General features: G+C 42.2%; 15 protein-coding genes. 5 read left to right on the forward strand and 10 right to left on the reverse strand.

The features are described 5' to 3' along the window. Positions 1 to 282: 282 nt before the first annotated feature. Complete coding sequence (locus tag NST83_RS24430; RefSeq protein ID WP_342415982.1) at positions 283 to 1650, forward strand: transcriptional regulator; 1368 nt, start codon at positions 283 to 285, stop codon at positions 1648 to 1650. A 446-nt stretch (positions 1651 to 2096) separates the two neighbouring features. Here NST83_RS24430 and NST83_RS24435 read toward each other — a convergent pair whose 3' ends face one another. The 6 genes from NST83_RS24435 to NST83_RS24460 form a co-directional block, all read right to left on the reverse strand. Beyond that, positions 2097 to 2774, reverse strand: coding sequence for a cell surface protein (locus NST83_RS24435; RefSeq protein ID WP_342415983.1), 678 nt, complete (start codon positions 2772 to 2774; stop codon positions 2097 to 2099). A 129-nt stretch (positions 2775 to 2903) separates the two neighbouring features. Beyond that, positions 2904 to 3788, reverse strand: a complete 885-nt coding sequence (locus NST83_RS24440) for a hypothetical protein (protein WP_342415984.1) — start codon at positions 3786 to 3788, stop codon at positions 2904 to 2906. Between the two features lie 171 nt (positions 3789 to 3959). Further along, positions 3960 to 4412: a hypothetical protein gene (locus tag NST83_RS24445; RefSeq protein ID WP_342415985.1), complete on the reverse strand. Its 453-nt coding sequence runs from the start codon at positions 4410 to 4412 to the stop codon at positions 3960 to 3962. Positions 4413 to 4467: 55 nt separating this feature from the next. Next, positions 4468 to 4839, reverse strand: coding sequence for a copper amine oxidase N-terminal domain-containing protein (locus NST83_RS24450; RefSeq protein ID WP_342415986.1), 372 nt, complete (start codon positions 4837 to 4839; stop codon positions 4468 to 4470). Positions 4840 to 5058: 219 nt separating this feature from the next. After that, positions 5059 to 5736 carry a cell surface protein gene (locus tag NST83_RS24455; protein WP_342415987.1) on the reverse strand — a complete coding sequence of 226 codons (678 nt, stop codon included), beginning with the start codon at positions 5734 to 5736 and terminating at the stop codon, positions 5059 to 5061. A 17-nt stretch (positions 5737 to 5753) separates the two neighbouring features. Beyond that, positions 5754 to 6284 (reverse strand): matrixin family metalloprotease, encoded by a 531-nt coding sequence (locus NST83_RS24460; RefSeq protein ID WP_342415988.1) that lies wholly within the window; start codon positions 6282 to 6284, stop codon positions 5754 to 5756. Between the two features lie 778 nt (positions 6285 to 7062). Here NST83_RS24460 and NST83_RS24465 point away from each other — a divergent pair. Then, positions 7063 to 7242: an aspartyl-phosphate phosphatase Spo0E family protein gene (locus NST83_RS24465; protein WP_342418038.1), complete on the forward strand. Its 180-nt coding sequence runs from the start codon at positions 7063 to 7065 to the stop codon at positions 7240 to 7242. Positions 7243 to 7796: 554 nt separating this feature from the next. Here NST83_RS24465 and NST83_RS24470 read toward each other — a convergent pair. Beyond that, positions 7797 to 8387, reverse strand: a complete 591-nt coding sequence (locus NST83_RS24470) for a DUF4183 domain-containing protein (protein ID WP_342415989.1) — start codon at positions 8385 to 8387, stop codon at positions 7797 to 7799. 493 nt (positions 8388 to 8880) lie between these two features. On the opposite strand from NST83_RS24470, the gene NST83_RS24475 reads away from it, so the two are divergent. Next, positions 8881 to 9294, forward strand: a complete 414-nt coding sequence (locus NST83_RS24475) for a DUF4183 domain-containing protein (RefSeq protein ID WP_342415990.1) — start codon at positions 8881 to 8883, stop codon at positions 9292 to 9294. A 220-nt stretch (positions 9295 to 9514) separates the two neighbouring features. Here NST83_RS24475 and NST83_RS24480 read toward each other — a convergent pair whose 3' ends face one another. Further along, positions 9515 to 10081, reverse strand: a complete 567-nt coding sequence (locus NST83_RS24480) for a hypothetical protein (RefSeq protein WP_342415991.1) — start codon at positions 10079 to 10081, stop codon at positions 9515 to 9517. A 13-nt stretch (positions 10082 to 10094) separates the two neighbouring features. Continuing rightward, positions 10095 to 11681 carry a DUF4173 domain-containing protein gene (locus tag NST83_RS24485; protein ID WP_342415992.1) on the reverse strand — a complete coding sequence of 529 codons (1587 nt, stop codon included), beginning with the start codon at positions 11679 to 11681 and terminating at the stop codon, positions 10095 to 10097. Positions 11682 to 11828: 147 nt separating this feature from the next. Between NST83_RS24485 and NST83_RS24490 the strand changes: the two genes are divergently transcribed. Next, on the forward strand, positions 11829 to 13565 hold the full coding sequence (locus tag NST83_RS24490; RefSeq protein WP_342415993.1) for an ABC transporter substrate-binding protein: 1737 nt from the start codon (positions 11829 to 11831) through the stop codon (positions 13563 to 13565). A gap of 205 nt (positions 13566 to 13770) precedes the next feature. Here the strand turns inward: NST83_RS24490 and NST83_RS24495 are convergent, their stop codons facing one another. Continuing rightward, entirely contained in the window at positions 13771 to 15171 is a 1401-nt protein-coding gene (locus tag NST83_RS24495; RefSeq protein WP_342415994.1) for a transcriptional regulator, read from the reverse strand. A gap of 273 nt (positions 15172 to 15444) precedes the next feature. On the opposite strand from NST83_RS24495, the gene NST83_RS24500 reads away from it, so the two are divergent. Next, complete coding sequence (locus NST83_RS24500) at positions 15445 to 15690, forward strand: hypothetical protein (protein ID WP_137060821.1); 246 nt, start codon at positions 15445 to 15447, stop codon at positions 15688 to 15690. Positions 15691 to 15902: the final 212 nt, after the last annotated feature.

The raw sequence follows: 15902 nt of genomic DNA on the forward strand, positions 1-15902 counted from the left end.
GGCAGTGAGGTGAGCCTGTTCACATAGAACGACCCTGCGTGTCTTGGTTTTCTCAAGATATACAGGGTCGTTTGTGCTTTGAACCTCGATAGTTCTCCAGCTTTACACATCCATAATTCACAAAAAGTAATTACTTGAAAAGTATATATAATACATCCATAAGATGGTATAATATCTCCCAGAATAGCTTTATATTTTAGCATCGGATTGTCCCAAGAAATATCTTTATAGATCAGTATCTAACGGACTACATAAAACGTTACGTTAAAGGGTTGTTACAATTTGGAACCTACAACCACGATACGCACAGAACTGGAAAATTTCATGAAACAGAATGGGTTCAACATTACCCAATTCGGTCTGGTGGCAGACATCAATCCAGGCACAATAAGCGGGATCGTCACAGGCAACCGTGCACTCTCCGTTCATCAGTTAGATCGCATTACAGATACGTTAGGCCACTCCAAAGGGCATTTTTACAAGAATTATATTGAGGAATTTTTGAGTTCAACAACCCCTAACATCCGTAGAGTCAGACCCCTTTTGTACAATTGCGCGGAGTTGGACATGCTGGATTGTATTGAGCAGGTCGTCAGCTTGCTCATGGAAAAGCTGGCATACGCCGATGCCCTGTTTACCATAGCTGAGGACTTTTTCCAACAAGGGAAGTTTGCAGCGTCCATCATCCTGTATGAGAGCATAGCCGTCGGTGAGAAAAAGCAGCACTCTGAGCGACTAGCCCTTTGTCAGTACCGCATTTTTATGGCGAAGCAAGGGGACGACCAGGCACTCAATCTCGAAGCTGCCACTCAATTTGAGTTTTTTATTGAAAGATTGGATGAGATAAACCAACTCGATGCGCTAAAAGATTTAGCCAATACATATCTTTCGACGCGAAAGTGGGACAAGTTGGATAAATGGGCTCATCAATTGGAACGCAAAGCCAAAATTCAATATCGTTTGACCTACCATCAAGAGCGAAAGAAAAAAACAAACCCGAAGAGACCGAGCAGACCGTTATTTTATTATTTGTCCTATTCTAATTTGCTTCATGCAATTGTTTGTCAAGAGCGTAAGGACTACGAGCAGGCACTAAAGTATATTCATACTTATGAAGATGTAAGTTGGGTAAAGGAAACAAGTTCGGAAGCTAAGCGTTGGAAGCAACTGTTCCAAGAGTGGGCAGAGGCTAACTCTTATGCCAATAAACTTTTATCTGGAGATACAAGTGTAATTCCTGATTACCTGGCATATAGCAAGTTAGATAAAGATGAGCTTCCTATCACTTTGTGCAACATTGTTGAAGCCGCTAACCAATATCATATTAATGTAGACGATATACTTCAAGAATTTGAATTGGAAATAACGGAATATATTCAACAGCGACCTGACAGCATCTATATCCCACAAAAAGTATTTGACCAGCTCGTTTTATTTTTGCATGAACTGGCAAAGTATTATTTAGTAAATGAAAATTATGCATGCGGGTTTAATTATTTGATCATATGTTTGGAAAAATCTGCTACAATAAATAATGAAACTTTCGTCATTAAGTGTGTAGGTTTATTTGAAGACTTCAAATGGCATGTAACGATTGAAACAGAAACAGCATACCAAAATATTATTAAAAAGGTGTGTGAAAAAGCGTGATCAAAAAATTAATCGTGCTATTCGTGATAACTAGCTTCTTGCTATTATTGGTCGTTCCAGCTCAAAGTCATGAGATTGTTTTTAAACCGAACAGTCATCATGGCGGCGGGGCATAGTATCACACATCTTGAAATTATTTTGAGCAATTTAAGGCTACTCTGTTAGTGACAATAGTGATCATTCCAATACAGCATCTAGAAAATGGATCTACTTACAAACTATTTGACCAACATGGTGGGGTTTGAAGATTTCATTAAAACGATTTCTCCCGTAAAATCAGCTCCTAGAGCTGGTTTTTTCTTTTGAGGATTTGCAAAGTAAGAGAATATACATCTTTAGATTAAAAACAGTCTAAACCCCTTATAGTAGAGGTTTAGACTGCTTTACAAAAAAATTAAAACTATATCAGGACTTGGTATTCAGAGTTTCGCAGCAGAATACTCATATTAAGGAGCTTCATACTTGGAAGTAGATCTTTCTCGATCTTTAACAATCTCGTTTTTATAGGCATCTTGATACGTTTTATACTCCTCTGTTTTGGTTAGTTCATTAGCAATGCTCTCTTCACTAATTGGCTGAATACTTTTTTTCGAAAAGAAATCTGTTTTTACCTCTATGTTAGAATTAGGGCCTGATACGAGCAAGGAACCATCCTGCTCTGCGGTCGCAGTGAACACATATACCTTTCCTTTTTGTGGTAGGGAATCATCTTCAAATAAGAAATATTCGCTCTTATCATCATTCAGTCCCCCAAATTTTTGAATAGGAATGGAAACATCCTTCTTTAGATTACCCTTTATATTATCAAGCACTTTAACGGAATAATTCGTATAGGGCATCGTCAATACTTTGGGGCCATCCTCCGTTTCTTTCGTGACAGGGAATTTATAATCTGTTCCCGTCATTTCTTCTACGAGGCCTACAAACGCATAGTCAGCATAACCTACAACCTCTTTGGGATTATTTATATCTATAACAAATGATGCTTGTGTATAGCTAGTTGGAATTTCGCCAGACTTCTTTATATTCTTGTCTATTTTAGGATTTGAACAGCCAGAAGCCAGTATTGCAACCGTAGTGAAAATGGACAAGAACATAAATGCTTTCTTCATGCTAATTCTCATTGGTTGTACCCCCCCTTAATTAGTATCTTTTATAAGCAAGATCGGGTGTACTACGCAAAATTAAAAAAGTCGAATGCCTTCAAGCAATCGACTGGGCGAAATCAAAAAAATACTGTAGCTTCAAAAAAATTAATCTATCAGCTTAACTTTAAAACTTGCATTAGGACTTGCTGTATAAGGATTATCATTAGGCAAGGGCGAAAATGGATTAGTCAGCATGAATAAAATCATGACTTTTCCATTCTTCTTATGGTCTATAGATACAGTGATTTTTTTGTTCTCTCCTTTAGCGAGTTTATCATAAATATTTTGATTTCCATTTATATTTACTTGCTCCCAATCGACTAGCGATACAATATAAAAATCAATTGACTCCTCCGATAAGTTGCCGTATAGAACGTTGAATCTTAGATTATCCTCCTCCGTTTGTAACAAGGCTTTATAAGCATCACCTTGCTTACCTACAAAAATACCATCTATACGCGCTTCTTTTAATTTTTCACTATGCACTTGTTGAGGCCGCTCCATAGGGATTTTCTCCAAGTTCTTAAACAAATTTACTCGAATATTATATGTTTGAGATAGAGAATCGGCCTTTGCTAAGGTGCTGCTATCTGTCACAACTTCATCTGGATTTTTGAGAATGATAAAATTTGTCGCATGGAATCCGTCTGTGATACCTTCTATTTTCACAGGAATTGTCTCACTTTGATTTTTAGCTAAAGTAAAGCGAAAGTACCGCATATCATTATCATGTATTTTAAAGTTTCTTTGCTTTCCATTATCAAAAACAAGTAATATAAATGTCTTCTCCTGATTAGTCTTATTCGCAAATATAATACTTTTTTCAAAAATTTCATCTTTTATATGAAATGAACGCTTGGCTTCTATGGTGGAATTGCTATTGTAAAGTCCTAAGGAGTAGCCCTGCTCCGTCTTTTCATTAGGTACTATGTTCTGCTCAATACTTGAATTCGTATCGTTGCTACAGCCTACAAACAAGATAAATAACAAAAATATACATAACTTTTTCAGTTTTAAGCCTCCCTAAGATCAAAATTCAAAGTGTAAGATATACATTTGAATCCTACTTTTCGCATCCCCAAAAAGAGAGGTTTTTACCTTCTCCATGGTAAATCAGAAGCCGAAATCCAACAAGGCGTGAAGGACTATTTTTTATCTTTTTCACTTAAGCTCATCTTTTGTTTTTATCGTTCTACCAGCAACTAATACATATTGAAGAGGATCTTTTATAGTGAGAAATGAAATGCTTCGAGAAACCGAGCTTCCCTTTTCAATCTTTGGACGCTTTCTATCGGGAATATCTACGGAAGCCTGATCAGCATCCATGTTAAGCGTTTGATTAAAGACAAATATTTCGTGTAAATCCTCCTTGCCTTCCTTAATCGCAGAACCTGAACGGTTCAAAGCACTTACAGTTAAATTACCCTCTAGTTCTCCTGAGGAATTTGTCTTGGCTATTATTTTAAAATCACGAACGTCTAAAATAGAATTGTTATCTAATATATTGTTTCTCCCCCAATCCAATTCAGTGACATGTTGAAGAACCTTACTTTGGTTAAAAGATTCATTTTGCAAAACAACCTTATTATTTTTATATTCAAATGGAATATCCATAGCTCTTAGTAATACACCAAGTGGAATGATAAAAGAATTCTGCTTCAGTTCAGGATTAGGTATCCATTTGTACAGTCTCACCGTTCAATTCATACATATCCTTACCTTTGTAAAACACAATCTTGTCTTTTTTCCAGTTGATAATAGCTTCCTGTGACTTCAAATTGTATTCAACTTTAGCACCAAGAAGTTCAGACACAGAACGAAGGGGAGCCATTAAACGATTTTCTTTATTTGTATATGGGCCCACGGGAGCGCTGTACAGGACATCATAATCGTTTACTTTAAGTAAAGATGTTCCGCTAAAGTTCAAAGAATAATCGGTTTGAGCTGCATTAACTACAGGAGATGTACTGAACAGAGTAAATGCAAGTAAAGTGAAGGATAACTGAGTTGTCCTAAATATACACATAAATAGAGGGTCCAAGTTTAACCTCCTTCTTTTAATCGCTTAATCGCTGCCACCAATTGCCTAAAGATACAATATAAAAATCAAATGGGTTCTTCCTTTAATAAGTTACCGTATAATTCATTCTTGAACTTTAGATTAAAAGCAGTCTAAATCCCTTATAGTAGAGGTTTAGACTGCTTCACAAAAATTTATATCAGAAATTGGTATTTAGAGTTTCGCAGCAGAATGCTCATATTAAGGAGCTTCATACTTGGAAATAAATCTTTCTCGATCTTTAACAATCTCATTTTTATAGGCATCTTGATACGTTTTATACTCCTCTGTCTTGGTTAGTTCATTAGCAATGCTCTCTTCACTAAGCGCCTGGATACTGTTTTTCGAAAAAACATCTGTTTTTACCTCTATGTTAGAATTAGGGCCTGATACTAACATAGAACCATCGGGCCGTGCGTTAGCAGTGAATACATAAATTTTTCCTTCCTGTGGAAGAAGATCGTCTTCATTTAAGAAATATTCGCTCTTATCATCACTCAGACCTCCGTTTTTTTGAATTGGAATGGAAACATCCTTCTTTAAATTACCTTTTATATTATCAAGCACTCTAACCGAATAATTCGTATAGGGCATCGTCAATACTTTGGGGCCATCCTCCGTTTCTTTCGTGACAGGAAATTTATACTCCGTTCCCGTCATTTCTTCTACGAGGCCTACAAATGCATAGTCAGCATAACCTACAACCTCTTTGGGGTTATTTATATCTATAACAAATGATGCTTGTATATAGCTAGTTGGAATTTCGCCAGATTTCGTTATATTCTTGTCTATCTTAGGATTTGAACAGCCAGAAGCCAGTATTGCAACCGTAGTGAAAATGGACAAGATCATAAATGCTTTCTTCATGCTAGTTTTCATTGGTTGTACCTCCTTAATTAGTATCTTTTATAAGCAAGATCGTATGAAGCTTTATCATTAGCGCTGAGCCTTGTTATAGACGTAACATACGCATACATTAAATCATTACTTGTATTATGTTCCAACCCAAGAGCATGACCAAGCTCATGAGTGGCAACATTTTGTTTCTCAGCAGAACTCAACTGGTTCATTCGATATTGATTGAATGTCATCCTACCTGATGGATAGGTTAGAGCAGCATAGTTATCTATATCGTAATAATCGGACAAAGTAACATCTTCAATAGTTGATGCATAGTCCGGTCTAATAATGCCAAATTTATAATTTTCCCAGGTATTTACCCCGGCATTAAATGAAGTTTGATAAGCTGTACTTCCTCCCCATTCTAGGTGCTTAGTAGAATCAACTAAATCCCACGACAATAAGGATGTGGTAGCAGCAGAGGCTTGCAAAGAAAAAAACAATGAACTGTGTAATGATAAAATAGTAAGTGCAGCAATTGTAACGATTTTTTTAGTCATAACTTTATGGATATTCCCCTTCTTCATTCTATATCCTCCCTAAATTTTAATATAATTTTAAAACAAATTGATAAAATTCCATTCCTCTAATTTTCTATAAAAGGACACCTCCTTTTATGATGTGCTCCCCATTAAGATGCATGAGGTTTGCACACAGCCCTTTGAGTCCCTCTATTCATTAGACACTCACTGTTGCAGTTCTAAGGTGAAAGGAGAGAACTAAATCGCCCCACGCCCCAAACTATAGCAACAAACCCTCTTTATGTCATTGACTATAAAACTATGAAAATTCCAAAATTTATGATATGTTTATGTATCCTTTTTTATGCTCTATCGTCCATATGAACGAATCCAGGTAGTTCCATCCAAGCTTGATGCAACAAGTTTTTTATAATAATTTGACCTTAAAAGAGTACTCGTACTTTGGGTTATAGTCAGTAATCTTTAAAAATATTAATTCAGAAAAATCTGAGTGTTCTTTCAGTGATTTGTGGATTTGGTAAGTCCAAATCGTCGGTTCACCAGATATTTTTCATAACTAAACTCTCGTATATTCAACTCATCAAGTTATAAGAAACCGATTTTTTCAGAAAATACCTCCATCCTGTTAACTTCGTATCCGAAATACCTAAGTTTTTTCACTCATCACAGGTGACCCTAGTAGGGGATAAAATGATTGTTTGAAAAGGATATGTTTTAATCTATACAAACACCAAGATTAGAATAGATATCCTCATGCACTTTCATATTTCCCAAAAATACACATGGCATCCTAAAATAAGTACCAACTGAGGAGGGATGTATGATGGAAAGTGAGGTAACTTTGCAACAGCGATTGGAGAACAATCGACAACGACTCTATGATTTGCAAGAAAAATATGGACTAAGCCATATTGATGTACTCAGGCAATCTATGGTTTTGGACGAGCTGATCAATCAATATAATCGGATATACTATACAAAATTAAAAAAGCCGATTGCTTGAAAGCAATCGACTGGACGAGAAACTTGTGGTGGGTCGCTCGCCCTTTTATTGTAACATACATGCCAAATCATCTGATTGCCAGCTTTATCGTTTATTTTTCAGTTCATTCATACAGAAGATACAGATCCAAGTACTTTTAAAATATGTAATATGTTGGAGATTTCCACATAAAATACAGGCCTCCCCCGCGTATCGTCGCATAATCAAGCCACTATCCGTCATCCAAAATTCCATGACTGTGTGCTTTCCAATCCCTAGACGCCTCCTTATATCCACAGGGATGACAATCCGACCTAAGCTATCCAAGTCCCTGACCATTCCTACACGATCCAAGAAAAAACCTCCTTATTCAAAAGACTCAATACACCCAAAATAGGCATACATGCTTTGGATAAAGAAATATTTATCATCACATGGCGTGAATTGGAAAAGAAACGGTACCTGCTGAAGAAGTTACATCGGCAGTAGTATAGGCTTCGTAATAATCAGATAATGTAACCTCTTCAACAGGAGATACACGGTCTGGTCTAATAATACCCCATTTATAATTTTGCTCAGTTCGCCATTTGTAATGTAAATTGAAAAACCTCGAAAATAAACGGCGTACCCGCAATTACAAGAGCTTCTTCCAATTCAACAGTCAATGTGGTACTACTTATCTGGTACAACCTGCTTTCCTGCAGTACCCCATTAATATACAAATTCGTGTAACTGTTCGCACCCAATTTTGGAAGCTGACTTACCATCTTTCCATCATCATTCGTAAACTGGGAAATAGGGATTTGAACCGTACCCGTCAGATCTGAATCGGCAAAATAGAAATATCGCTGTACCTCAGGCACAACCGTGATCTCATCCAAATTAAGCGGTGGTCCCTGCTCTCCCTGTGGCCCAGCCTCTCCTTGCAAGCCTTGAATCCCTGGAACCCCCTGAAGACCCTGTTCACCTTGGGGGCCTATAGCGCCCGCCTGGCCCCGGGGTCCAACACTACCCGGAATGCCCTGGGGCCCTGCCGGACCTTGTATGCCTTGATGCCCAGCATTACCATCGGCCCCCCTTAATCCCTGCGCCCCTTGAACTGCTCCTCCTGATTTTCCTTGAGGCTCCTGTTCGACTCGCAGTCTTCGTTGACCTTTGAATTTCATAAAACAGATTTTTTTACTTGATAAACCTGAGGGCACCCGCTCAGCGTGCAAATGATGTCTATAAGCGCATGTTCTCCCTCTTCTTCTGCCCTGTCTATAAATACGTTTATTTCTCTTTTTGTTACAAACGCAGCTCGTTCCTGTACGATAAATGGGCGTACAACGCAATGATCTCATCTTTCGATCTCTTTCTTTCTTTGCTATCCTTGTCACCTTGGTCAAGCGATATCTTTTACGCAACAATAAATTTCCCAATACTGACACCTCCATAATTAAGTACAGTTTCATTATCTTATGGAATCTAAACGAACCTGATTGGACAGATGACCTCCTTAAATTTTTCCCCAAAAAACATCAATTTTAATTTATCTATTAATCTTACTTCCATTTCGCCGTTACAATATTTTTCTTTCTGAATTTACTGAAAGTGGGACTGAATCCCCTGTAGTTTTCAAAAAATAAATTTTCCCAATTTTAGAATGGAGGCAACAACATGCCCGTTATTAAACCTGTTTATACCGCCGTTGCAACTGCACCGGTCGCAAGCGGAGGCGTAGTCACCACTACTGTAAGCCCAGTGACTACAAACTTTTTTGCAACTGTAACCGCTGGTGATATTGCCGGAGGAGTTACAACACTTCTCGCCGCAAGCTTTGTCGATGATGCTAATGCTCCAGTCGTAGCTTTACCTACCCTTACCGCAGACGATTATTTCAATGTATATGTAAATGGTGTTTTGCAGCAGGCTTCTTTATCCACTTTGACACCCGCGAGTCTAGTTTTGGCAACTACTGATATTTCCGTAGGTATTCCCGTCACCCTGGCTGTAGCCAGCTTTGGGAATACGGTCTCATCCATTACGACTCAGCCAGCCATTTCAGCACCAACGATTACGATCAACACTTAATTATTTTTTAAAAATAAAATGGATTCAGGACCATTTTCTCACATGATATACGTTAGCCTGGAGATTCTCAGTCTCGTAAACTGTGAATCTCCATTTTTCAATAACTGGAGGTGAGATATGCAAATACACTTCGACATCTGTGTCAAAGCGTACTTGTCGGTCAATTCCGGCTTCAAAAAAGTCAGATATACGATTTTTTGTAGTGATCTGTACGTACCTCTCATTCTTCACTCCGCCCGTTCAGCCACTTGAACCAGTGGAGCAAATGACTGAATCGGTATTCATGCTGCGAAGCGTAGGTCCACACCTCTGGTTCCTCACCGTGCTCCTTCCAGACCAGCATGGAAAAGTGACCTTCCTCTTCATTGGCGACAGAGAGGAGCGAAAGACGATCATCCCCAAATCGATACGGGGCCGATTCAACCCAATAATTCCGCATATCGCTGATCCAACTGCGAAACCGCTCTGTGCTTGAGATCCGCAGCACATCATCCGGCAAGAGCATATGCTCTCCCATGTCCTGCCAGTACCCGGCATAACGGTAGCGTGCTTCCAGCATCGGACTGAGCGGCCGGGTTTTGCCGGGAGCCAGTGTGGGCATACACGTGACGGGAACGACCGGACCGATGCTCTGAATAGCATAAGAGCGGGCCTCCCCCTCACTCAAGCCGAGATACATAGCCTCCGTGAGAAAAGCGTTCCTTCTTACAACAAACTGATGCTGATACTGTGACATTTCATTTTCTAGCTCCAACACCATACCCTGCACTGCATCTGTTCCGATCATTCCCAAGCACCTCTCATTCCAAAATATAGTCGTGCAGCTTGCGCTGTGCCCGATATTCGGCCCAATTGAACGCAGGCCATGCCGTTTCTTCCCTCGTCATGCTCACCAGGCGACCTTGCAGAAACTCATCCATCGCTCCGTTTTCCTTGCGGCTAAATTCAATCAGCAGCGGAATAGCATCCGCCGATAGCCCACTCAAATATTCCTTATCGATCACCGAGGTCGTGCGATACCGTTCGAGATTATTTTCGGCAATCCGTACATCAATCCCCACATAATTCACGACGAGATACGCTACCAAAGCGAGTACAATATAATATTTCGCCAGCGGAAGCTGACGGACATGAATGCGCACGGCTGCAATGAGCAGCAGCAGGCCCAGAAAAATCATAAACGCGTGTACCAGATAACGGGTGTACGTATATCCGTAGGCCTCTTCGTACATGACCAGCCGGGTATAGCCTGAATACAGCATCACACCCGAGCAGCCCACGAGTACATATAGCAGGCTGTTGTTCATTTTTTGCAATATATTTGAGTCGAATTCAGTCCACTTTAACACACTGATCATCAGGACAAAGTTGATACCTGTCACCATAACCAGCTCCCCGAAGCCCCTTCTCGCATATTCTGCATACGAGGTTCCTTCTGGCAGGGCACCTTCCCATGCACCAAACAGATATCCGAACTGCAATACAACGAATACAACATACACCAGATTCATAACAATCAGCACCGTAGCTGTAATCACAGGATCAAATTTGATCGCTACCGGCTCAGGGTAAGGTATCCTTGATCTGTCGATGACCATTGAGGAGTGACCATCATTCTCGGTGGTTTGACCCTTCGGCCCCTCGCTTAACCCGTGCCACGACTGCACCTCTTGGTTCGGATCACGCAAAGCTGGCTGTACAAATCCCCACAAATAGCAGAAAAAACAGAAGGTAAAAAAGCAGGTCCAGATCAGCCGCAGCATTCCGCTACCAAAGGACAGCGTTCCAATCCAGGAAGGTATACCCGATAACAGCTCCTCGAACATCCCGTCCGCTGATGCCAGCAAAGATATAATAATGAACAGCAGCGGCAGGGCGATCAGCAAACCGACCATCACTTTCCCTAATACACGCTTGCGCTCATCCTTTACATTCCGAAAGGCTGCTGTCTTGAACATCCGAAACGGAGTCACGACATGCCGCAGATTTTGATAAAACAAATGGCTTAACGCTTGCCCGATGATACCGGGTTCGGACCAGCTATGCCTCTTCTCCCCGAGCAGCATCACCATATGTACACTCATCAGAGCAGGTATAGCCAATGCATTTAGCACATATAGAACCGGATTATCGAACAGCGCATACGTCAGCGACAGCAGCACAATTACGATAAACAGCAGTCGCCCCATCCACGAGTCAAGCCGGATACGATCCCGGTTATAGACATACATATAGGTGTAAAACAGAATGATAAAAATCGGCAGAGACACGCCCAGCGCATGCCCGTAAAACAGATATTGATGAACCAGCGCCAACACAATCGCCGCAGCAAAGGCGGACAGGAACGACGGTTTCGGCAAAGACGTTCCACTCATCTTGTCATGCATGGTAAATACCTCCACAACTATGCTTTATAACCCTTATTGTAGATGATAAAATAAGAAGATAAAGAGAAATTAATCGACGCAAAATTTCCTATTTTATATAAACGACTGCATTTTAATCATCCATAGGGGAAACGGAGCAACCATTTTATGAAACTTCATGCCCAATTTTTACGGCTTCACTCGCACACCGCTGACGACAGGGATGAGAACCATACGATAGAGACTACGCTGGATGAGCTGGCGGCTATTTTTGACTGCACCCACCGCAATGCCTTGATGATCATTCAGAAAATGGAAAAGCATGACTGGATACAGTGGACTCCCCGCCGAGGCAGAGGCCGCCGCTCCAGCCTGCACTTCCTGATTCAGCCGGAGGACATTGCAGTGCAGTCCATGATGCAGGCCATCGACCGCCACGACATCAAACGCGCACTGGATGAAATCCGGACCCATTCGCGTTCATCCACGATGCAGGAGCATTTGCAAGGCTGGCTGCTGAACTACTTCGGGCATCACGCAGAGGTTCGCAGCGATCAGCAGCAGATTGATACGTTGCGTCTGCCCATTCGCCAGCAGCTATACACGCTGGACCCGCTATATATGAACTGGCTCGCGGAGTCCTTCGTATCCAGCCACGTCTTTGACGGGCTGGCCCGCCGGGCGAACGAGAGCGGTGAGATTTTGCCGGGACTGGCGCACGCTTGGGAGGTGGACGCCACCCGTACGCAATGGACCTTTTTCTTGCGTAAGGAAGTACTGTTCCATAACGGCAAAATACTGACCGCCGAGGATGTGGTTTATACTTTTGAGCGGCTGAGCCGTGCGCCGGGACGGAGGCTGTACCATTTTATCGTTCGACAAATCGAGCACGTACAGGCGCTAAGTCCGACGATGGTACGCTTCAAGCTGAAGGAGCCGAATGAGCTGTTTCTGTCCTTCCTGTGTACCAGTCGTGCCGCCATCGTGCCTCGTGAGCTGAATCAGGTGGGCGAGGCGGCCTTTGGCATCCGTCCTGTGGGCACAGGGGCTTTCAAGGTCACGGAGATGAACGAGAGCTTATGCATACTGGAGGCATTCGCTCCTTATTTTCAAGGCCGCGCCCATCTCGACCGGGTGGAGATTGTTCAGCTCCCATGGGCGGCCAAGCCGGAATCGGCGGCGGATGCCGCAGATACAGCTTCACCTTTTCATATTATCCACAATCCCGTATTGGCCGGGAACACGGATACTGCATGGAGTCAGATTCACTCGGCAGCTTCGGTGCGTAAATTTATTACATGCAATACGCACAAGGACGGGCCGTTACGTAACCCGGAAGTACGTGCCCGTATCGTGGCGTGTCTGGATCATCGCAGCCTTCCTCCGATGGATACATCTGACGAATCGCATGCCCCACCCGCAACGTTGCAAATTGCGACCATTCCCGAGTATAGAGCCGATGCAGACCGGGTCGCGGCCCAACTGGAATCGTGCGGATATACTTGTAATATCGTGGCTGCATCCATGAATGAATTCAAAAGCTCCTCCATCCGTATGGAATCGGACCTGATCATCTTTTCTCTGTTTCGTGACCGTGATGAGCAATTGCGCCTGTTCGATCTGTATCTCAATGTATCCGGGCATGTCGAGCCGCATAGCCGCGTTGATATCGAAAGACTACTGCACGATATTACACGGGAAGCGGATCATACGGTCAGGGCGTGTCAATTCGAGCATATCGAAACCCGGCTCATTCATGAACACCAGCTCCATATTATATACGAAAAGCCCGTCCAGACAGCATACCTTCCTTCTGTGCGCGGCGTTTCCTTCAACAGCCAGGGGTGGGTAGATTTGCGTCATGTATGGTTCCCGCCTGCTCAACCGCAAATATACAAGCCTTAGTGGAAAAAGAGTTCATTCGAGTGTTCCGCCACAACAAAAAAGGTATCCTCTTCTACAAGAGAATACCTTTTTTGTAAATCTCATCCTAATTTAAGCAGAAGTATCCCGGGATGAAAATGACCAGCCACCCATCCCATGACTGTGAGCTCCGCTAGGATCCTCTACAGGGGGAGCAATGGGTGAAGAATTCAGTATGATAAAAAAATTAAACGCGAGCAGAAAAAAACCGATCTTTTTTATCATTAAAGTGATCTACCTCTCTAAGTAAATTTTTATATTCCTCCGTCTCCTCAGGCGAGGCAGTATGCCGGAATTTCTCAAATAAACCTACACATTTAATCGTTACAGGATTACCATTCAGCACCACGGAATAGGACAGGCTTTCCAACAGAAATTTCATACCTTTCGCATAGCGCTTATTATCGAGATCGTAGCAAGCCAGCTCTGCCAGGAATCGTGCATAGAGATCCGCTGACACTTGCTCCGTGTAGGTGCCTACCTTGGTATGGTGATCCGCAAATGCGGCAATTTGCTTCTCGAAACGTTGCAATACATCGTCCACATTAAATTCATAACGGTTTGCGGCCAGCATGATTTTGAACAATCCCATCAGAATCTCGCCTTCGTTTCTTTCCAGATAGGCCACATACTGTGGAATAACGTCCAGTTTACCAGACATAAGCTGATATAGATATCCGTTAGCCTCAGCCCAATTACTACACTGTGCCTTCAAGCGGCGTGCTTCTTCCGTATCCTCCTGCACCCAGCTTAGATCAGCGTACAGGGATACATATTCCAAAGCCTTCTCGTAATCCCCTCGTTCGTCACAAATACCGGCACGCAGCACATAAGAGTATACAATATACATAAACAAAGGACCCTTTGTTTCCTTGCCACGCTCTACTTTTCTGGTTTTTCCATATTTTTGCTCATACTGCACTTTAGCCCTGCGACACATTTTATCAGCTAACACGTCTACTTTATCCCAGCGACGCAGCGAAACATAAGTATTGGCCAAATCTTTTAATCCATCCAGTTGATCCACTTCACCCAATCGATCTACAAAGCTTTCAAAGTGTGTGGCGGCCCACAAATTTTCGTCCTGATCATCACCGACAGCGATTGTAAATAACCGATACTGGCAGAGAGCCAGACGCTCGGAATGCTGATACTTTTCGCTTTCCGAGACATTTTTATAGATGATAGCCGCTGCCGCAAACTTGCCTTCTCTGAACAATTCTTCTGCCGTCTCAAACAAGGCCGGAGCGTAAATCAGATAGTCCATCATGAACTCCACGACTTGTTCAATACAATCCAGCTTGTTCAGCTCTGCACAGCGGTACAAAAATGGGCGAACCCGGCGCCAATTTGGTGCTGAATTCCGTATAAATTCTTCAATGTACAGCTCATAGAGGCTTCCCTCTTCAAGCCCCATGCCTGCCGCAATTCGATCCAATAGCAACATCGCAATCGGCCGATTACCGTTGATAATGGCACTGATCGTGCCTGCATTAATACCCGTGTTCTCCCCAAACTTACTAATCGTAATTCCTTCACGTCTGATATACTGCTCCAGCTCTGCACGAATCGTGGTTGTTTCCTTCAAATCAGGCACCCCCAGGGATTACTAGTATGTTTTCAATTCAAAAAAAGAAAATTCCCGTGAATATTCCCTTAATTATACAAAATAAAACCCACTTCGCCAACTGTACAAATTTGTTTACTTAAAATTTTTCTGGGCAGAGCTACTGCCGACAGATTTGGTAATTTCGTAGTTTGCGTATACTATATGGAGAGCGAATTGAAAAACACTTAGCTTACCCTAGGTCAATCTAGCTATAATCTGATGTATTATGGAACGAAGGAAAGGATACCACACATGGACAATACCCTTACAACAGAACAGCAAATTGCAGCATGGATGGTCGCGCAAATCCGTGAAGTGGGAACCTTGAAACAAGAAGACGCGATTGCATATGTACGCTCTGAGTATGGAGAGCAGTATGTGTTTATAAGCGAACACGGTCATGTATCCCTCGAAAAGGAAATCAAAAAAGCGTTTCGCAAGCTTCATGGCGGTAAAATTGCCTGGGATCGTGACGGATTTCTCTGGGCCTGGACATAGCGAGCAAAAGCATCTGCCATAGGCAGATGTTTTTTTGATGAGTATACATACCTCTTCTGGAGGTGGCTGATTTGCTCCTTCACAAAATGGCGGAGTGATGCAGGCTCTACGATTTCAGCCCGCCCCATCCATTCCATAGAATCACGACAGGCCGCTTCATAGCTGTACATGTTTACGGTCAGATGCCAATGGCTTCTGCTACGGATACAGCT

Source organism: Paenibacillus sp. FSL R10-2782, assembly GCF_038592985.1.
GTDB lineage: Bacteria > Bacillota > Bacilli > Paenibacillales > Paenibacillaceae > Paenibacillus > Paenibacillus terrae_C.